Origin of the sequence: Clostridioides sp. ES-S-0005-03, assembly GCF_020658455.1 — a bacterium.
Taxonomy (GTDB): Bacteria; Bacillota; Clostridia; order Peptostreptococcales; family Peptostreptococcaceae; genus Clostridioides.
In genome coordinates, this window is sequence record NZ_JACVWI010000006.1 from 128,941 (window position 1) to 147,922 (window position 18,982).

At 28.7% G+C, this 18,982-nt stretch carries 20 protein-coding genes and 1 rRNA gene; 12 read left to right on the forward strand and 9 right to left on the reverse strand.

Going from position 1 to position 18,982, the window contains the following annotated elements; all coding sequences use genetic code 11:
* Positions 1 to 96: 96 nt before the first annotated feature.
* The 9 genes from noc to rpmH form a co-directional block, all read right to left on the reverse strand.
* Positions 97 to 882, reverse strand: a complete 786-nt coding sequence (gene noc / locus IC218_RS17760; RefSeq protein ID WP_227436562.1) for a nucleoid occlusion protein — start codon at positions 880 to 882, stop codon at positions 97 to 99.
* 164 nt (positions 883 to 1,046) lie between these two features.
* A complete protein-coding gene (gene rsmG / locus IC218_RS17765) occupies positions 1,047 to 1,766 on the reverse strand; it encodes a 16S rRNA (guanine(527)-N(7))-methyltransferase RsmG (RefSeq protein WP_227436564.1) in 720 nt (239 codons plus the stop codon).
* On the reverse strand, positions 1,759 to 3,654 hold the full coding sequence (mnmG, locus tag IC218_RS17770) for a tRNA uridine-5-carboxymethylaminomethyl(34) synthesis enzyme MnmG (protein WP_227825084.1): 1,896 nt from the start codon (positions 3,652 to 3,654) through the stop codon (positions 1,759 to 1,761). Before mnmG ends, rsmG begins: the two co-directional genes overlap by 8 nt.
* Before the next feature lie 122 nt (positions 3,655 to 3,776).
* Positions 3,777 to 5,156, reverse strand: a complete 1,380-nt coding sequence (gene mnmE / locus IC218_RS17775; protein ID WP_227825085.1) for a tRNA uridine-5-carboxymethylaminomethyl(34) synthesis GTPase MnmE — start codon at positions 5,154 to 5,156, stop codon at positions 3,777 to 3,779.
* A 109-nt stretch (positions 5,157 to 5,265) separates the two neighbouring features.
* Entirely contained in the window at positions 5,266 to 5,895 is a 630-nt protein-coding gene (gene jag / locus IC218_RS17780; protein ID WP_227825086.1) for an RNA-binding cell elongation regulator Jag/EloR, read from the reverse strand.
* A complete protein-coding gene (locus tag IC218_RS17785) occupies positions 5,864 to 6,571 on the reverse strand; it encodes a YidC/Oxa1 family membrane protein insertase (protein ID WP_227436572.1) in 708 nt (235 codons plus the stop codon). The genes jag and IC218_RS17785 overlap by 32 nt, the downstream gene beginning before the upstream one ends.
* A 31-nt stretch (positions 6,572 to 6,602) precedes the next feature.
* The gene (gene yidD / locus IC218_RS17790; RefSeq protein ID WP_227436574.1) at positions 6,603 to 6,854 is read right to left on the reverse strand and encodes a membrane protein insertion efficiency factor YidD; all 252 of its coding nucleotides are present in this window, start codon (positions 6,852 to 6,854) and stop codon (positions 6,603 to 6,605) included.
* Positions 6,855 to 6,886: 32 nt separating this feature from the next.
* On the reverse strand, positions 6,887 to 7,231 hold the full coding sequence (rnpA, locus tag IC218_RS17795; RefSeq protein WP_227436576.1) for a ribonuclease P protein component: 345 nt from the start codon (positions 7,229 to 7,231) through the stop codon (positions 6,887 to 6,889).
* 77 nt (positions 7,232 to 7,308) lie between these two features.
* Positions 7,309 to 7,446 carry a 50S ribosomal protein L34 gene (gene rpmH, locus IC218_RS17800; protein WP_003420485.1) on the reverse strand — a complete coding sequence of 46 codons (138 nt, stop codon included), beginning with the start codon at positions 7,444 to 7,446 and terminating at the stop codon, positions 7,309 to 7,311.
* A 658-nt stretch (positions 7,447 to 8,104) separates the two neighbouring features.
* On the opposite strand from rpmH, the gene dnaA reads away from it, so the two are divergent.
* From dnaA to IC218_RS17860, 12 genes are all read left to right on the forward strand, one after another.
* On the forward strand, positions 8,105 to 9,424 hold the full coding sequence (gene dnaA / locus IC218_RS17805; protein WP_255613010.1) for a chromosomal replication initiator protein DnaA: 1,320 nt from the start codon (positions 8,105 to 8,107) through the stop codon (positions 9,422 to 9,424).
* A gap of 241 nt (positions 9,425 to 9,665) precedes the next feature.
* Entirely contained in the window at positions 9,666 to 10,772 is a 1,107-nt protein-coding gene (dnaN, locus tag IC218_RS17810; RefSeq protein WP_227436578.1) for a DNA polymerase III subunit beta, read from the forward strand.
* A gap of 137 nt (positions 10,773 to 10,909) precedes the next feature.
* The gene (gene yaaA / locus IC218_RS17815; protein ID WP_227436580.1) at positions 10,910 to 11,116 is read left to right on the forward strand and encodes a S4 domain-containing protein YaaA; all 207 of its coding nucleotides are present in this window, start codon (positions 10,910 to 10,912) and stop codon (positions 11,114 to 11,116) included.
* A gap of 16 nt (positions 11,117 to 11,132) precedes the next feature.
* Positions 11,133 to 12,248 (forward strand): DNA replication/repair protein RecF, encoded by a 1,116-nt coding sequence (gene recF, locus IC218_RS17820; RefSeq protein ID WP_227436582.1) that lies wholly within the window; start codon positions 11,133 to 11,135, stop codon positions 12,246 to 12,248.
* On the forward strand, positions 12,249 to 14,150 hold the full coding sequence (gene gyrB / locus IC218_RS17825; RefSeq protein ID WP_227436584.1) for a DNA topoisomerase (ATP-hydrolyzing) subunit B: 1,902 nt from the start codon (positions 12,249 to 12,251) through the stop codon (positions 14,148 to 14,150). It abuts the gene before it with no gap.
* 19 nt (positions 14,151 to 14,169) lie between these two features.
* Positions 14,170 to 16,596 (forward strand): DNA gyrase subunit A, encoded by a 2,427-nt coding sequence (gene gyrA / locus IC218_RS17830; protein ID WP_227436586.1) that lies wholly within the window; start codon positions 14,170 to 14,172, stop codon positions 16,594 to 16,596.
* A 68-nt stretch (positions 16,597 to 16,664) separates the two neighbouring features.
* Complete coding sequence (locus IC218_RS17835; RefSeq protein WP_227436588.1) at positions 16,665 to 16,961, forward strand: YtxH domain-containing protein; 297 nt, start codon at positions 16,665 to 16,667, stop codon at positions 16,959 to 16,961.
* The gene (locus tag IC218_RS17840) at positions 16,961 to 17,221 is read left to right on the forward strand and encodes a hypothetical protein (RefSeq protein WP_054272124.1); all 261 of its coding nucleotides are present in this window, start codon (positions 16,961 to 16,963) and stop codon (positions 17,219 to 17,221) included. Before IC218_RS17835 ends, IC218_RS17840 begins: the two co-directional genes overlap by 1 nt.
* An 11-nt stretch (positions 17,222 to 17,232) precedes the next feature.
* The gene (locus IC218_RS17845) at positions 17,233 to 17,550 is read left to right on the forward strand and encodes an STAS domain-containing protein (RefSeq protein WP_227436590.1); all 318 of its coding nucleotides are present in this window, start codon (positions 17,233 to 17,235) and stop codon (positions 17,548 to 17,550) included.
* Positions 17,551 to 17,553: 3 nt separating this feature from the next.
* Complete coding sequence (locus tag IC218_RS17850; protein ID WP_227436592.1) at positions 17,554 to 17,961, forward strand: ATP-binding protein; 408 nt, start codon at positions 17,554 to 17,556, stop codon at positions 17,959 to 17,961.
* Positions 17,961 to 18,734, forward strand: coding sequence for a SigB/SigF/SigG family RNA polymerase sigma factor (locus tag IC218_RS17855; protein WP_227436593.1), 774 nt, complete (start codon positions 17,961 to 17,963; stop codon positions 18,732 to 18,734). The genes IC218_RS17850 and IC218_RS17855 overlap by 1 nt, the downstream gene beginning before the upstream one ends.
* A gap of 181 nt (positions 18,735 to 18,915) precedes the next feature.
* Positions 18,916 to 18,982, forward strand: a 16S ribosomal RNA gene (locus IC218_RS17860); the annotation flags it as partial.

The following is an 18,982-nucleotide window of genomic DNA, read 5'->3' on the forward strand; positions in this document are numbered from 1 at the left end:
TGACTAGTTGCTTTTATAATTATAAATAATGTCTATAAATCAATTTATATTACAAGGCTTGTTTTAAAAAAAAAGATTACTGGTAAGCAGTAATCTCTATTTTTTAGGGATTTTTACAACAACTTCCATATAATCTCCCTTATCTATTTCATTATACTTAGCATCAATTCCTGTATTTGATATAGCATCAAAGGCTTGCTTTATAGTATTTATGTAAATTCTTATACTCATAGCACCCTTTATATTCTGTTTTTTATCAGGCTCTTCTTGAATTTCAATTTCTTCTAGTATATCTTGTATCAGTTTTTCTGTTTTTTTAACAGTCAATTCATTCTTTATGACCTTTTCTAGTACACTTTTCATTAAATCTTCACTTGGTAATTTAAGGAATGCTCTAGCATGTCTTTCTGTTAAATTATTCTCTATTAGCTTCATTTTTATATCGTTTGGAAGCTTTAATATTCTAAGCTTGTTTGCTACAGTAGATTGATTTTTACCTAATTTTTCTGCTAATTGCTGTTGAGTAAAAGCATGCTCTTTTATTAAGTTTTCATAGCCAATTGCTTCTTCAATAAAATTTAAGTCTTCTCGTTGCAAATTTTCTAATAACGCTAGAACAGCAGAAGATTCATCGTTCATATTATTTATAATTGCTGGTACAGTTTTAAGCTCTGCTAACTTAGCTGCTCTTAATCTTCTTTCTCCAGCAATTAGTTCATATTTACCATCTTTTGCTCTAACTGTTATAGGTTGAATTATACCATATACCTTTATAGAATTGCTCAATTCCTCCAATGAAACTTGTGAAAATATTTTTCTTGGTTGGTATGGATTTGGAACTATATCTTCTATAGGTATCTCCATAACTCTTTTATCTTCCATAACATACCTCTCTTATTTTAGATATAAATATTTTTGTTCTCTATATGTACATACAATTTTATTTCTGCATCTACTTTAATAATTCCTTTATTTTTGTTTGTTTTGAGGCAACCTTAATTATTTCCTGAGAAATGATTAAGGTTGCCTACTAATTAATATCTTGATTATTTAATAGGATTTTTAGCTGGCTTACCAGCTTTTCTAGGGTATTTAACTGGTGTTTCATGTATCTTTTTAAAAACTAATATATTATGATTTAAATCTATTTCTGGTAATTCTACATCTATTTTTTCAATAAACTCTAATCCTAAAGTATCTATAGCCTTTTTTGATTCCTCTAATTCTAGATTAGCATTTGGACCTTTTAAACAAATAAAATATCCTCCTACTTTTACAAATGGTACACAAAATTCCATAAGAATTGGTAATCCAGCTACAGCTCTTGCTGTAGCAATATCATACTTTTCCCTGTACTTTTCATCTTTTCCAAAATCTTCAGCTCTTCCATGTATAAATTTAATACCCTCTAGTTCTAATGCTCTAGCAACTTCTTCTAGAAAGCTTATTCTTTTATTTAAAGAGTCCAATAAGGTTAACTCTAACTCCTCTAAACATATTTTTAGTGGTATACCTGGAAAACCAGCACCTGTACCAACATCTATTATGGACATACCATTTTTTATATATTCATTTTTTACAGCTGAAATAGAGTCTAAAAAGTGTTTTATATATACTTCTTTTTCATCCTCTATTCCTGTAAGGTTCATTTTTTGATTCCAATCAACTAATATATCTCTATAAGTTTTAAATTTTTGTAACATATCATCATTTGTATCTATATTAAAATTTTTAATTCCATTTTCTAGAAGTTCTATATTATTCACTTTTTCCACCTCTAGTTCTTCTAACTTGTTCTAGGTGTATAAGTAACACTGATATATCAGCTGGAGAAACACCTGATATACGAGATGCTTGACCTATTGAAATAGGTTTTATGTCATCTAATTTTTGTCTTGCTTCTAATCTAAGTCCTTCTATTGATGAATAATTTATTTTTTCATCTAATTTTTTATTCTCAAGCTTTTTAAATTGGTCTATCTGTTTTAATTGCTTGTCTATATAACCTTCATACTTAGTCATTATTACGCATTGTTCTTTAACTTCTCTTGAAACATCTTCACCAGCATCTTTTCCTATTTCTTCAAGCAATTCATAGGATACTTCTGGTCTTTTTAAAAACTCATACAGTGATATTCCAACTTTTATTGGCGTTGCACCTTTTTCTTCTAGTAAATTATTTACTTCCTTTGGTGTAACTCTTTCGCTCTTTAATCTTTCAAATTCTTTTTCAACAGCATTCTTCTTATTTATGAATCTTTCATATCTATCTTTTTTAACTAAGCCTAATTCATAACCCTTTTGAGTTAATCTCATATCCGCATTATCTTGTCTTAAATACAATCTATATTCTGCTCTTGATGTCATCATTCTATAAGGTTCATTAGTTCCTTTAGTAACAAGGTCATCTAATAATACACCTATATATGCTTCTGAACGATCTAATACAAAAGGTTCTTTTCCTTCTATCTTTCTAACAGCATTTATACCCGCCATAAGCCCTTGAGCTGCTGCTTCTTCATATCCAGAAGTTCCATTAAATTGCCCTGCACTAAATAAGTTTTCAACACCTTTTATTTCTAAACTTATTTTTAATTGTGTTGGGTCAACACAATCATATTCTATAGCATATGCAGGTCTCATTATCTTACAGTTTTCAAGCCCCTTTATAGTTTTATACATATCTAGTTGAACTTCAAAAGGTAAACTAGTTGATATCCCTTGAATATACATTTCTTTAGTATTCAAACCCTCTGGCTCTATAAACAATTGATGTGAAGTTTTATCACTAAATCTTACTACTTTATCTTCTATAGAAGGACAATATCTTGGCCCAGTACTTTCTATAACTCCACTATACATGGCAGACCTTTTTAAATTATCTAGTATAACTCTTTGAGTATCTTCAGTGGTTCTTGTTAAATAACAAGGTTCTTGCTCTTTCTCTATGTTTTCATTCATAAATGAGAAAGGAGTTACTTTTTCGTCACCTTCTTGTAGAGACATTACAGAGAAATCTATACTATCTCTATGGACTCTTGCTGGTGTTCCTGTTTTAAATCTTCTCATTCTAAGACCTAATTCGACTAAACTATCTGTAAGGTATTTTGCATATCCTAATGCATTAGGACCTTCGTAAAATGCCACCTCACCCATATATATTTTTGAATTTAAATAAACTCCAGTAGCTAATATTACAGATTTAGATTTAAATGAACATCCTAGCTTAGTTCCAACACCTATTACAACATTTCCTTCATGTAATATTTCTACAACTTCATCCATAGCTATATCGAGGTTTGGCTCATTTTCTAATGTTTTTTTCATTTCTTCATGGTATTTAAATTTATCTGCTTGGGCTCTCAAGGAATGAACTGCTGGTCCTTTAGCAGTATTTAACATTCTACTTTGTATATATGTCTTGTCTATATTTAGTCCCATTTGACCACCTAAAGCATCTATCTCTTTTACTAACTGACCTTTACCCGTTCCACCAATTGATGGATTACAAGGCATTAATGCAATAGAATCTAAAGACATTGTTATTATCAAAGTTTTATATCCCATTCTTGCAGTAGCTAAAGCAGCTTCACATCCCGCATGACCTGCCCCAACTACTATAACATCATATTTTCCTGCTTCAAACTTTATCATTTATAATTCCTTTCTTTTTAATATTAATGTTTCATGAGAAACACTATAAAATATCTATAATTTCTACAATAAAAAATGAAATTTATTACTTCTATATCTTCTTTCCTTTTGTGTTTTACATCCTATTTTCCTATACAGAAGTTGTGGAATATATTATCTAATAAATCTTCTGTTACTGTATCTCCATTAATATATCCAAGGTAGTCCCATATATTTTTTAAATCTACTTCTACAAAGTCAAATGGCATACTTTGTTCTAGAGCAATTAAAGCATCTGTTGCAGACTTATATGCCTTACCAAGTGCATCCTTATGTCTAGAATTAGTTACTATTAAACTAGAATTGTTTTTGATACTTCCTTTATATACCATAGACTCTATCTTATCTTGTAATGCTTCTATGCCTTCTTGCTGTAAAGCTGATATTCTTATTATACTATTATTTTCTACATATTTAAGTATTTTTTCTTCTTCAATCTCTTGTTTTAAGTCATTTTTATTTAATAGTACTATTGTTTGTTTATCTTTAAGCTTCTTTAATATTTCTATATCTTCTTCTGACAACTTTCTTGATGCATCTAAAACCATTATAATTAAATCAGCACTTGTAAATGATTCTTTAGATTTCTCAACTCCTATTTTTTCAACTATATCATCAGTATCTCTTATACCTGCTGTATCAACTATCTTAAGAGGTATACCTTTTATATTAACAAATTCCTCTATAACATCTCTAGTAGTTCCTGGTATGTCTGTAACTATAGCTCTATTTTCTCCCAAAATAGAGTTAAGCAGTGAAGATTTTCCTACATTTGGTTTCCCAACAATTACTGTTTTCAAGCCTTCTCTAAGTATTTTCCCACTTTCAGCTGTATCATATAATTTTTTAATTTCTTTTTTAAGTTCACCAGTTTTATCCTTAAGCGTTTGATATGTTATATGTTCAATATCTTCTTCAGGATAATCTATAGCAACTTCTACATGTGCCAGTATCTCAGTAACTTTATCTCTTAAGTCTCTTATCTTCTTTGATAGAGAACCCTCTAACTGGTTTTGAGCAACTTCATGAGCTATATCAGTTTTTGCCTTTATAACATCTATTACTGCTTCTGCTTGAGATAAATCTATTCTTCCGTTTAAAAATGCTCTTTTAGTAAACTCCCCAGCTTCTGCCAATCTAACATCTTTAGATAATATTAGTTCTAAAATTTTCTTTACTGAAATAAATCCACCATGGCAATTTATTTCTATAACATCTTCTCCTGTGTATGAATTGGGCCCCTTCATATATGCCAATAATACTTCATCTATTGCATTTTCATTATCTACAATATTTCCATATATTAATGTTCTTTTATTATAATCTTTTATACTCTTTCCTGACATGGATTTAAAGATTTCTTCTGCAACTTTTAAAGCTTTTTCTCCACTTATTCTCAGTATACCTATACCACCTTCTCCAGGTGCTGTAGCTATAGCCGCTATTGTATCATCTATAAACAAATTTATCACCTCTTAATTTATAATTTTTACATATAGATTTATTTTTGACCAATTACAATTATTTAATAAGATTAAAAAATAAAACCCCCTAATGTTTAGGAGGTTGATTTTATCTTTTACACTCAATTACTAATCTTCTATATGGATCGGTTCCTTCACTATATGTAATTACATATTTGTCATTTTGAAGGGCTGAATGTATTATTCTTCTCTCATATGGATTCATATAATCTAATTTTTTAGTTTTTCTTGTTTTCGCTACTTCTCTAGCAACCTTATTAGCATATCTTATTAAAGATTCTTCTCTTTTTGACCTATAGTTTTCTATATCTACAAGTACTCTTGTATGAGAGTCTTTATTTATTTTATTAAGAGCTAATCCAGTTAAAAATTGAATAGAATCTAAAGTTTCCCCTCTTCTACCAATTAAACTTGCAGCTTCTTTGCCTTCAATATCAACCATGATTAAATTATCTTTTTGAGATACATTGACTTTGGCATCAACATTTGCATTTTTCAACATTACCTCTATAAAATTTTTAGCTACATCTAGTTCCCTTTCAATAACAAAAATTTCATAGGTACCATCTTTAGCACCTATAAAACCTAAAAACCCCTTGCTTGGATTTTCTAGTATTTCTACCTCTATATCCTCTACTTTTAAATTTAAATCTGCTATCGCCTTATTTATAGCTTCTTCTTTACTTTTACTTTTTATTAATTTTAGGCTTTTTCTCATTAACTTTTTCCTCCTTAGAGTTAGCAGCCAGCTTAGCTTTTAAAGGATTCATTATTAAGTAATACTGAGCTATTGAGAATAAGTTACTTACTGTCCAGTACAATGTAAGTCCTGCTGGGAATATAAATCCCCAATAGAAAGACATCCCTGCCATTACATATGTCATTACTTTCATAGAGCCTTGTAGTTGGTCCTTTGGAGTCATTACCTTTTGCATTACATATGCACTTGCTCCTGAAAATACTGCTAATACATAATCTGGTGCTGTTAAACTTTTTATCCATAAAAACCCATTGTCAGCTGCCATAAATGCAGCTTGATTTGCAAAAACGCCATGAGCAACTGGCTCTCTTAAAACGCTAAATAATCCTATTAATATAGGAAACTGTATTAATAAAGGTAAACAACCAGATAGTGGATTAATTTTAGCTTCTCCATATAACTTAACAATTTCTTCATTTTGTTTTTCTGGCTTATTTTTATATTTTTCTTGTATCTCTTTTATACGAGGTTGTATATCTTGCATTGCCTTTGTTGACTTAGTCTGTTTAACTGTTAATGGTAGTAAAATAATCTTTACAAGTATAGTAAAAATTATTATAGAAATACCATAGTGGTTAACAAATTCAAATATTACCTTAAGAATTAATCCTAAGAAATTTCCTATTATATTCAATTTTTTTATACCTCCTAATAGTTACTCTCTTTTATTTTAGAGGGTCGTAACCTCCTGGATGAAAAGGATGACATTTTAGAAGTCTTCTTATTGTTAAGTACATACCTTTTACAAATCCATATTTTTTAAATGCCTCTATTGAATATTGTGAGCAAGTTGGATAGAATCTACAAGTAGGTCCCTTTAAGGGAGATATATACTTTTGATAAAATTTTACTAAATAAATACATAAATTCGATAAATACCTACTTATTTCCTTTAATATATAAATTATTTTATTCAAAATTATTAACCTCCATATTTATAGCATACAATTTAAAGAGAAATATCCGTTCTTTTAACTAAATTTTTTATAGACTTGTCTATCTCTTTAAAACTAGCATCTTTACTAGATACTCTTGCTATAAATACTATATCATATCCAGGCTTAATTTTTTCATCAATATTTAATCTGTAGACTTCTTTTATTAATCTTCTTACTCTATTTCTAGTGATAGCTTTTCCTACTTTCTTTGAAACAGAAATACCTATTCTACTATAATCTGATTTATTTTTAAGTATATATATTACTAAATATCTGTTTGCAAAAGATTTGCCGTGTTTATATACTTTTCTAAAATCAGAGTCTTTTTTTAACCCCTTTGTCCTATTAAAGTCCATAGTTAACCTCCATAAACACAGCTATGCATTGTAATTATTTACACAAAAAGGCCACCTTTGCAGCGGCCCTTTTGTAATTAATGAGTTAATCTATTTCTTCCTTTAGCTCTTCTTCTTTTTAACACGTTTCTTCCGTTAGACGTCTTCATTCTTTTTCTGAAACCATGTTCTTTACTTCTTTGTCTCTTTTTTGGTTGATAAGTTCTTTTACTCATTATTTTGCACCGCCTTTCAGATTTCATTTTCCGTTTATAAAAATAATAACTTTACCCTCAAAGTAAACATAACACATATAATTATAAATACTTTTACTATCGTTGTCAACGAGTTTTTGGTATGCTTGCATCACAAAATCTACCATATATATATTATGTATTTTTTTTATTGAAAATACTAGTAAAAATCTATTTAATTTTATTCTAAATTATTTTTTTCAATTATATACACAAATAAAGCAAATTTAACATGTTTATATTTTTATCAACAATTAGTTAATATTGTGGATAAATTAGTTACAAATCATTGAAGTTTGACATATATTTTGATATTATAAATATACTTGTTGATAATGTGTATAAATGTTATCAACTTATTAAAAATTATTCACAGCTTGTGGATACTTTTGTGTATAACTTTTAAGATTACTGACAATACTCTAGTTATAATCACCATTTATTGTATGTTTATGTTATTTATAACTTTATCTACATATTGTTTATATCTTTTCATATTTTTTTAATAATTTATACTATTATTAATTTATCAACACCATTATCCATAAATTTAGTTATTCTGTAAAATTTATATATATTTTTGCTTTTCTGTTAATAACTTTGTGGAAAATATTAATTATTCTGTTCGGAGGTTTATATTATGGATATAGTTTCTTTATGGGACAAAACCCTACAATTAATAAAAGGTGACTTAACTTCAGTAAGTTTTAATACCTTTTTTAAAAACATCGTACCATTAAAAATACATCTTAATGACTTGATACTACTAGCTCCTAGTGATTTTAATAAAGATATTCTAGAAAATAGATATTTGCATTTAATTGAAGATGCTATAAATCAACTGTCATTAAAAAAGTATAATATTAAATTTGTATTGAGCGAAAAAGAAGTTGCTGACCTAAATTCTGATAGTGCAGATTTAAATTATAGAGTACTTTACCCTAACCTGAATCCAAAATACACATTTGATACGTTCGTTATTGGTAATAGCAATAGATTTGCTCATGCTGCATGTGTTGCAGTTGCTGAATCTCCTGCTAAAGCTTACAATCCACTTTTTTTGTATGGAGGGGTTGGCTTAGGTAAAACTCATTTAATGCACGCTATTGGACATCATATTGTCAGCCAAAAAAAAGATTCAAAAGTTGTTTATGTTTCTTCAGAAAAATTTACTAATGAACTTATAAACTCTATAAAAGATGATAAAAATGAGGAATTTAGAAATAAATATAGAAATGTAGATGTCTTATTAATTGATGATATTCAATTTATAGCTGGGAAGGAAAGAACTCAAGAAGAGTTTTTCCATACATTTAATACTCTTCATGAGGCAAATAAACAAATAATTATCTCTAGTGATAGACCACCAAAAGATATACCTACACTAGAAGATAGATTAAGATCGAGATTTGAAATGGGACTTATAACTGATATTCAGGCACCAGACTTTGAAACAAGGATTGCTATCCTTAGAAAAAAGGCTCAACTAGAACGTATAGAAGTGCCAAACGAAGTTATGTCATATATAGCAAAAAATATTAAGTCAAATATAAGAGAACTAGAAGGTGCCTTAACTAGAGTAGTTGCTTACTCTTCTCTTAGTAATAGAGTGATATCTTTTGATCTTGCTACAGAAGCTTTAAAAGATATTATAACAACTTCTAAAAATGAAGAAATCAATGTGCTTAGAATAAAAGAAAAAGTTTCTTCTGTATTCAATTTAAAAATGGAAGATTTTAATTCTAAAAAAAGAACTCGTTCAATAGCTTTTCCAAGACAAATAGCTATGTATTTAACGCGCGAACTTACTGATTTGTCTCTCCCTAAAATAGGTGAAGAATTTGGAGGAAGAGATCATACAACAGTAATTCATGCTCATGATAAAGTATCTAGAGACATAGAAGAAAGCGAAGAAATTAAGACTAAAATAGACAAAATTATATCAGATTTAAAGGGATAATTTATACACAATTGTCTGTTTATATCTATTGAATAACTTGTTTATACTTTTTTATATTAAAATTTATTAACAAATAATTAAGTATAAAATAACAAAGATATCAACATCTTATACACATGTTGATATCTTTGCATTTATAATGTTACATGTACTTATTAACATTATCAACAACACCTACTACTATTACTACTATGATTTTAACTTATTTTTTTATATAAAAAGCCAGAGGAGGTTATCCACATTGAAAATAATTTGTAATCAAAAAATCCTAGCAAATAGAATCGGGATTGCTCAAAAAGCTATTAATGGAAAAACAACTATAGAACTATTAAAGGGTATACTTATATCTACAGAAGAAGGCCAGTTAAAACTTACTGGATATGATGCGGAGATAGGAATAGAAACTTATGTACAAGCAGAGATTATAGAAAAAGGTGATGTTGTTGTAGATGCAAGATTATTTGGAGATATAATTAGAAAATTACCAGATTCTTTTGTTGAGATAGAAACAGATTCAGAAAATAATATTTACATAAATTGTGTAAATTCAAGATTTAAAATTAAAGGATATGCAGCTAAAGAATTTCCTAAACTACCAGAATTAAATGAAGAAGATTTATACAGCATACCTCAAGAACTCCTAAAAAATATGATTAAACAAACTGTATTTGCTATTTCACAAGACCAAACAAAACCTGTTTTAATGGGAGAACTTCTAGAAATTGTAGATAAAAATTTAAATCTAGTAGCAATTGATGGCTATAGATTAGCTGTAAAAAGCTGTTCAGTTGATAGTTTAACTGAAAATATAAAAGTAATAATTCCAGGAAAGACACTTATAGATGTAAATAGCTTGCTTTCTGGAGAAGATAATGTTAAAGTTGGATTTAACGAAAAAAATGCTATTTTTATAATTAATGATACAAAAATTATTACAAGATTACTTGAAGGAGATTTTATTGATTATAAAAAATTATTGCCAAGAGAGCATAATAGTAGAGTAAAGTTAAATACTAAAGAACTTTTAAATAGTATAGAAAGAGCATCTTTATTGTCTCAATCAGAAAAAAATAACCTTATAAAATTATCTATAAGGGATAAAGTAATGGCAATTACTTCTAATACAGAAAAAGGAAATGTCTATGAAGAAGTTGAAATAGATTTAGATGGAGATTATTTAGATATAGCTTTTAACTCTCGATACTTTATTGAAGGATTGAAAAATATAGATAATGAGGAAATATTTATAGAATTTACTACAAATGTAAATCCTTGTATAATTAAACCAACAGATGATATTAATTATATTTACTTATTACTTCCAGTAAGAATATCATCTAATATATAGTAGATATTAAGGAGTTGTCTTTTGTAGAAAAATTTTTCTAATCTTAGGCAACTCCTTTTGCAAGTATTTTTATGGTATAATATACTTTTAGTATATTAATACCTATTTACCTAAAATAATGGCAAGGAGGAACTCTTATGACTGAAATAACTATAGAATCAGACTATATAAAGTTAGATCAATTCCTAAAACTAGCAGAGATTGCATCAACCGGAGGTCATGCAAAATTTTTAATTCAAGAAGGTTTAGTGACTGTAAATGATGAAATAGAATTAAGAAGAGGGAAAAAGATAAAATCAGGAGATATAGTTGAGATAGAAGGAACTAAAATAAAAGTATTGTAAAAAAGGAGAACTTTTTGTGAAACTTAAAAGTTTGCAGCTTGTTAATTTTAGAAATTATGAAAAGTTGCATCTGGAATTTAATGGTAAAGTGAATCTTCTTGTTGGAAAAAATGGTCAAGGAAAGACAAATATAGTAGAATCTATTTATATGCTTTCTTTTGGCAAGTCATTTAGAACCAACAAAGATAGAGAAATGGTTAGATTTAATAGTGAAAATTTATATGTTGGAGGAAGTTTTTCAAAATATAATAAATATAGTCTAATAGAGCTAATTATTGGAAAAGATAAAAAGGGGATACGAATAAATAAAGTTCCTTTGCAAAAAATGCAGGAATTACTTGGCAACTTAAATGTTGTCATATTTTCACCTGAAGATTTAAGACTGGTTAAAGAAGGTCCTAAAGAGAGAAGGACTTTCATAGATAAAGAGATTAGCCAAATTATTCCTAAATATTATAATTATCTTACTAATTACAATAAAATACTTTCTCAAAGAAGTAGAGTTCTAAAAAGCATGCATGTTGATGAAGCTTTATTAGATGTATATGATGATACACTAGCAAAATACGGAAGTTATATTTATATTTTACGCAGAGACTTTATAAAAAAGATAGCTAATATATCTGAACATATGCATATGAATTTGACTAATGGAGTTGAAAAATTATCAATCAAATATAAAACTCAAATAAATATAACTGACGAAGATACTATAGAAACAGTATATAATAAATTTTTAGCCAAGTTGTCATCAAATAGACCTAATGATATAGAATCTAGAACTACTAGATATGGTATACACAAAGATGACTTAAATATATTCATAAATGATTTAGATGCAAGACTTTTTGGTTCACAAGGTCAACAAAGAACTGCTTCAATATCATTAAAGCTATCAGAGATAGAATTAATAAAAAATGAGGTTGAAGAATATCCAGTATTAATTTTAGATGATGTTTTTAGTGAGTTAGATGAAGCAAGACAAAAACTTTTAGTAAATAATTTAAGCAATGTTCAAATGTTTATAACAAGTGCTGAAATTTCACATAAAAAAATATTTGATGAAAAGGATGTTACAATATTTAATATTGAAAACGGCAATGTTATTAGCATAGAGAATGGAGGAAATTAAATGAAACAAGAATACGGTGCAAGTCAGATACAGGTATTAGAGGGATTAGAGGCCGTTAGAAAAAGACCAGGTATGTATATTGGTAGTACAAGCCCAAGAGGTTTACACCACTTAGTTTATGAAGTTGTAGATAATAGTATCGATGAGGCTTTACAAGGCTATTGTTCAAATATATATGTATCTATTAATGAAGATGGCAGTATTTTAGTAAAAGATGACGGAAGAGGTATCCCAGTCGAAACACATCCTAAGACTGGAAAATCGACTTTAGAAACAGTATTAACTAATCTTCATGCAGGAGGAAAATTTGGAGGCGGAGGATATAAAGTATCTGGAGGTCTTCATGGAGTTGGTGTTTCTGTAGTTAATGCATTATCAAAATGGATGATAGCAGAAGTTTATTTAAATGGAAAAATATATAAGCAGACATATGAAAAAGGTCTACCAACATCTAAGATTGAGATAGTTGGAGAATCTCAAAGTACAGGAACAATAATTCAATTTATGCCTGACGCTACTATATTTGATGAAATAGAGTTTAAATATGAAACATTAGAATATAGACTTAGAGAACTTTCTTTTTTAAATAAAGGAATAAAAATAGTATTTGAAGATAAAAGAGAAAATCAAGAAAAAAGAAAAGAATTTCACTATACAGGTGGTCTAGTAGAATATATTAAGTATTTAAATAAATCTAGAACTGGAATACATGATGACATAGTTTATATAGATAAAAAAGTTGATGATTGTATTGTCGAATTAGCTATGCAATATACGGATGGTTATACAGAGAACATATATTCTTTTGCAAATAATATAAATACGCATGAAGGAGGAGCTCATTTAAGTGGATTCAAAGCAGCTCTTACTAAAACTGTAAATGATTATGCTAAAAGAAATAAATTCTTAAAAGAAAATGATGTTAACTTATTAGGTGAAGATATAAGAGAAGGACTTACAGCTGTAGTATCAGTTAAATTACCAGAACCTCAATTTGAAGGACAAACTAAAACAAAACTAGGTAATAGTTTTATGAGAGGTGTAGTTGATAGTGTAACAGTTGATGAACTTGGCTCTTTCTTAGAGGAAAATCCAGCAACAGCTAGAATAATAGTTGATAAAGCTTTGAGAGCACAAAGAGCTAGAGAAGCTGCAAAGAAAGCAAGAGAATTAACAAGAAGAAAGAGTGTTTTAGAAAGCACATCTTTACCTGGAAAATTAGCAGATTGTGCAGAAAAAGATCCTGCTAAAAGTGAAATATTCTTAGTCGAAGGAGATTCAGCGGGAGGTTCCGCAAAACAAGGTAGAGATAGAAATAGCCAAGCGATACTTCCATTAAGAGGTAAGATACTTAATGTCGAAAAATCAAGACTAGATAGAATATTATCTTCAGACGAAATAAAAAATATGATAACAGCTTATGGTTGTGGTATAGGAGAAGATTTTGATATAGATAAGGCTAGATATCATAAAATTATAATTATGACCGATGCCGATGTAGATGGAGCTCATATAAGAACTTTGCTATTAACATTCTTCTTTAGATACATGAGACCTCTTATAGATGAGGGGTATGTTTATGCAGCACAACCTCCTTTATATAAAGTAACAAAGCAAAAAAAGGAACATTATGTTTATTCAGATAAAGAATTAAATGTTTTATTAGATGAAATTGGAAGAAATGGTGCAGAACTTCAAAGATATAAAGGTCTTGGAGAGATGAATGCAGAACAATTATGGGATACCACTATGAATCCTGATACAAGAACTTTATTGCAAGTAACTGTAGAAGATGCTGCAATTGCAGATGAAGTATTTTCAATGCTTATGGGTGATAAGGTTGCTCCAAGAAAAGAATTTATAGAAGAAAATGCAAGATTCGTTAGAAACTTAGATATATAGAGAGAGGGGATTAGTATACATGGAAGAAAATAACAAAATACTCCCTATTGAAATAGCGGAAGAAATGAAAAAATCTTATATCGATTATTCGATGAGTGTTATAGCTGGACGTGCTCTTCCTGATGTTAGAGATGGTCTAAAGCCAGTTCACAGAAGAATACTATACTCAATGAGTGAATTAAACTTAACACCAGATAAACCATATAGAAAGTCAGCCCGTATTGTTGGGGACGTTTTAGGTAAGTACCATCCACATGGAGATACTGCTGTTTATTTTGCAATGGTTAGAATGGCTCAAGACTTTTCAACTAGAGCACTTTTAGTAGATGGTCATGGTAACTTTGGTTCTGTTGATGGAGACTCACCAGCGGCAATGCGTTATACAGAAGCTAAGATGAGTAAATTATCATTAGAATTATTAAGAGATATAGAAAAAGAAACTGTAGATTTTAAACCAAACTTTGATGAATCATTAAAAGAACCTTCAGTACTACCAGCAAGGTATCCCAATCTATTAGTGAATGGGTCTAATGGTATAGCTGTTGGGATGGCAACTTCAATACCTCCACATAACTTAGCTGAAGTAATTGATGCAACTGTACATTTGATTGACAATCCAGATTGTAGTGTTGAGGACTTAATAAAATTTATACAAGGTCCAGATTTTCCTACAGCTGCAATTATAATGGGAAAAGAGAATATAGCAGAGGCATATAGAACTGGAAGAGGTAAAGTTAAGGTTAGATCTAGAGCTTTTATAGAAGAACTTCCAAAAGGAAAACAACAGATAATAGTTACAGAAATACCTTATCAAGTAAATAAAGCTAAATTAGTTGAGAGAATAGCTGAGTTAGTTAAAGAAAAAAGAATAGAAGGTATATCAGATTTAAGAGACGAAAGTAATAGAAATGGTATGAGAATTGTTATAGAATTAAAGAGAGATGCTAATGCTAATATAGTATTAAATAATCTGTATAAACATTCTCAAATGGAAGATACATTTAGTATAATAATGCTTGCTCTTGTAGATGGTCAACCAAGAGTTTTAAATCTTAAGCAAATACTATATCATTATATTAAACATCAAGAAGATGTTGTTACAAGAAGAACTAAATTTGAATTAAACAAAGCTGAAGCAAGAGCACATATTTTAGAAGGATTAAAAATTGCTTTAGATAATATAGATGCTGTTATAAGCTTGATAAGAGCTTCAAAAACAGGCCAAGAAGCTAAGATAGGTTTAGTAGAAAAATTCAATCTAACTGAGATTCAAGCTCAAGCTATACTAGATATGAGACTTCAAAGACTTACAGGTCTAGAAAGAGATAAGATAGAAGCTGAGTATGAAGACTTAATAAAGAAAATAAATAGATTAAAAGAAATTTTGGCTGATGAAAGATTACTTTTAAATGTAATAAAAGATGAAATGACAATAATAAAAGAAAATTATTCTGATGAAAGAAGAACAGAAATAAGACATGCTGAAGGCGAGATAGATATGAGAGATCTTATAAGTGATGAGGAAATAGCCATAACTCTTACTCACTTTGGATATATAAAAAGACTTCCATCTGATACTTATAAGAGCCAAAAAAGAGGTGGAAGAGGTATCTCAGCACTTACAACCAGAGAAGAGGACTTTGTAAGACACTTGATAACTACAACTACTCATAGTAGATTACTGTTCTTTACAAATAAGGGTAGAGTATTTAAATTAAATGCATATGAAATACCTGAAGGTAAGAGACAAGCAAAAGGTACTGCTATAGTAAACTTACTTCAATTGTCAGCAGACGAAAAGATTGCAACTTTAATACCTATAGATGGTAATGATGAAAATGAATATTTATTACTTACAACTAAAAAAGGTATCGTTAAAAAGACTAAACGAGAAGAGTTTAAAAATATAAACAAATCTGGTCTTATTGCTATAGGTTTAAGAGATGATGATGAACTTATTGGAGTAGAGCTAACAGATGGAAAACAGGAAGTACTTTTAGTAACTAATGAAGGTATGTCTATAAGGTTTGATGAAAATGATATAAGATATATGGGTAGAACAGCAATGGGTGTAAAAGGTATAACTTTAAGTAAAAAAGACTTTGTTGTATCTATGAATCTTTGTAGTAAAGGTACAGATGTATTAGTTGTCAGTAGAAATGGTTTTGGTAAAAGAACAAATATAGAAGAATATAGAAGCCAAATAAGAGCTGGAAAAGGAATTAAAACTTATAACATATCTGAAAAAACTGGTACAATTGTTGGTGCAGAGATGGTCAATGAAGATGATGAGATAATGATTATAAATTCTGATGGAGTTCTTATTAGAATAAGAGTTAATGAAATTTCACTATTTGGAAGGGTTACAAGTGGTGTTAAATTAATGAAGACTAATGAAGAAGTGAATGTAGTTTCGATTGCTAAAATAAATATTGAAGAAGAATAGGATAAATATCCTATTCTTTTTGTATAATGTACTTAGATAAAAATTTAAAATTGAAAGGAGTAGTTGTTATGTGTAATAAAAGAGGTTGTAAAAAAGGTGGATTTTTATTAATAGGAGCCATTTTAGGTTTTATATTTGGTATGTTTCTTGCACCAAAAAAAGGTTCTGAGTTAAGAAAAGAGACAAAAGATAAGTTTGATAAAGTGAAAGAAAACCCAAAAGAAGTTCTACATGAAACATTTAATGATGTTAAAGAGAGAATAATAACTTTAGTAGATGATGATAATAATGAAGAAGATATAAAAATTTCAGAAGAAGATATAGTAATAAGTAAAAGTTTTGACGACGAGGGAGATGTTAACTAATGAATGCATGGGGGTGGCAAATAGGAGCAGTGTTAGTAGGTAGTTCGGCTCTTATAGTAGCAATTTATTTAGCTAAAACTCTAAATAGTTTAAATAAAGTTGTTGAAAAAGCTTATAAGATTGTAGATTATAATGAAAGACATATACAAGATATTGTTGAAAATGCATCATCAATATCAAAGGGAATAGATGATATAGTTTATGTAATTAATAAGATATTGAGTATAGGTAATATATTTAAAATTATTAAGAGAAAATAGGAGGTTTTTACATGTCTATGAATATAGATTCAAATTTAGATTCTCAAAATAAGTTTTGGAATGTTTGTATTGATGGAGAACTTGATGTCTCTACAGCAGATAAATTAAAAGAACATTTACATGGTTTAATAGAAAGAAATATGTTGGATGTAAAGATTAATCTTAAAGATTTAGATTATATAGATTCTACAGGTTTAGGAGCTATGATAGGTGTTTTAAAAAAACTAAAAATAAATGAAAAAGAGATATACATAGTAAATCCTAAGAGTAATGTTAGGAAAATTTTTACTATAACAGGTCTAGATAAAATATTTAAAGTGGAGGGATAAATTTTGGCTTGTGAAACTATAAAGATGGAAATTACTACAAATCCAGATTATGTAGGCATAATAAGATTAACAGCGTCTGGGATTGCAAATAAAATGGGGTTTCCAATAGATGATATAGAAGATATAAAGGTAGCAGTATCAGAGGCATGTACCAATGCAATAAAACATAGTAATGATGATGTATTCAATATAGTATTTAATATTTTAGACGATGCAATTAATATAGAGATTCAAGATAATGGAAAAGGATATGATGTTAGCTCAATAAGTACACCAGATTTAGAGAATCCAAAAGAAAGTGGTCTTGGATTATTTATAATTAAAACTTTAATGGATGATGTAGATATTGAATCAGAATGTAATCAAGGAACAAAAATAAAAATGACTAAGTATTTAGGAGTTGATATTTAATGAAAAATGTAGCTAATGCTACACATTACCTAAATATGGATACAAAAGAGCTATTTAATTTATATAATACAAATAAAAACGTAGATATCAGGAATATTCTTATTGAAAGACATCTATATTTAGCAAGGTTGTTAGCTAAAAAGTATATAAACAAGGGTGTTGATTTTGAAGACATATATCAAGTTGCTTCATTAGCATTAATTTATGCTATTGATAGATATGATGTTGAAAAGGGATTTGAATTCTCCAGTTTTGCAACACCAACTATAGTAGGAGAAATTAAAAAATATTTTAGAGATAAAGTATGGACACTTAGAGTACCAAGAAGAATACAAGAATTAAGCAAAAAGATAAGTGATGCGAAAATTAAACTAGAGCAAGAAAATAAAAAACATCCAAAGGTAAAAGATATCGCTGACTATATAGGAGTTAGTGAAGAAGATGTACTAGAGGCTATGGAAGCATCTTATGGTTATCAACCTATGTCTTTAGATTCATCAAGTAATGATGATTCAGAAGACAAAGACATAACTCTTATTGATAAAATAGGAAAAGAAGAAGGTAATTTCGGAAGTATAGAATACGAAGATTTTATTAATAAGTTTATTGAAACTTTAAATGAGTTAGAAGTAAAAATATTTAAAGATAGATTTTTCTTCGATAAAACCCAGTCTAGTATAGCTAAAGAATTAGATATATCTCAAATGACTGTTTCTCGCTTAGAAAAAAAGGTCGTAGAAAAGCTAAAAAAAGAATATGAAAAAAATTTCTAAAAAATAATAAAAAAAGTATTGACCTACTGTTTGAATGATGGTATAGTATTACTTGTCCTTGAAAAAAAGGAACAAGAAAAAATACGAACATTGAAAATTAAACAGTAGGTTAATTTATATTAAGAAACAAACCATAAAGCCAGATATTTAGATAACAATAGTATCTGAGCCTGATAAACTTTTATTTGAGAGTTTGATCCTGGCTCAGGATGAACGCTGGCGGCGTGCCTAACACATGCAAGTTGAGC

Excerpts from the sequence above, each read along its gene's own strand:
- IC218_RS17855 (WP_227436593.1), top strand. The coding sequence starts at position 17,961 with ATGAAAAATGTAGCTAATGCTACACATTACCTAAATATGGATACAAAA.
- gyrB (WP_227436584.1), top strand. The coding sequence starts at position 12,249 with ATGAAACAAGAATACGGTGCAAGTCAGATACAGGTATTAGAGGGATTA.
- rpmH (WP_003420485.1), bottom strand. The coding sequence starts at position 7,446 with ATGAGTAAAAGAACTTATCAACCAAAAAAGAGACAAAGAAGTAAAGAA.
- gyrA (WP_227436586.1), top strand. The coding sequence starts at position 14,170 with ATGGAAGAAAATAACAAAATACTCCCTATTGAAATAGCGGAAGAAATG.
- dnaA (WP_255613010.1), top strand. The coding sequence starts at position 8,105 with ATGGATATAGTTTCTTTATGGGACAAAACCCTACAATTAATAAAAGGT.
- IC218_RS17840 (WP_054272124.1), top strand. The coding sequence starts at position 16,961 with ATGAATGCATGGGGGTGGCAAATAGGAGCAGTGTTAGTAGGTAGTTCG.
- rnpA (WP_227436576.1), bottom strand. The coding sequence starts at position 7,231 with ATGGACTTTAATAGGACAAAGGGGTTAAAAAAAGACTCTGATTTTAGA.
- IC218_RS17835 (WP_227436588.1), top strand. The coding sequence starts at position 16,665 with ATGTGTAATAAAAGAGGTTGTAAAAAAGGTGGATTTTTATTAATAGGA.
- IC218_RS17845 (WP_227436590.1), top strand. The coding sequence starts at position 17,233 with ATGTCTATGAATATAGATTCAAATTTAGATTCTCAAAATAAGTTTTGG.
- mnmG (WP_227825084.1), bottom strand. The coding sequence starts at position 3,654 with ATGATAAAGTTTGAAGCAGGAAAATATGATGTTATAGTAGTTGGGGCA.
- yaaA (WP_227436580.1), top strand. The coding sequence starts at position 10,910 with ATGACTGAAATAACTATAGAATCAGACTATATAAAGTTAGATCAATTC.
- noc (WP_227436562.1), bottom strand. The coding sequence starts at position 882 with ATGGAAGATAAAAGAGTTATGGAGATACCTATAGAAGATATAGTTCCA.
- jag (WP_227825086.1), bottom strand. The coding sequence starts at position 5,895 with ATGAGAAAAAGCCTAAAATTAATAAAAAGTAAAAGTAAAGAAGAAGCT.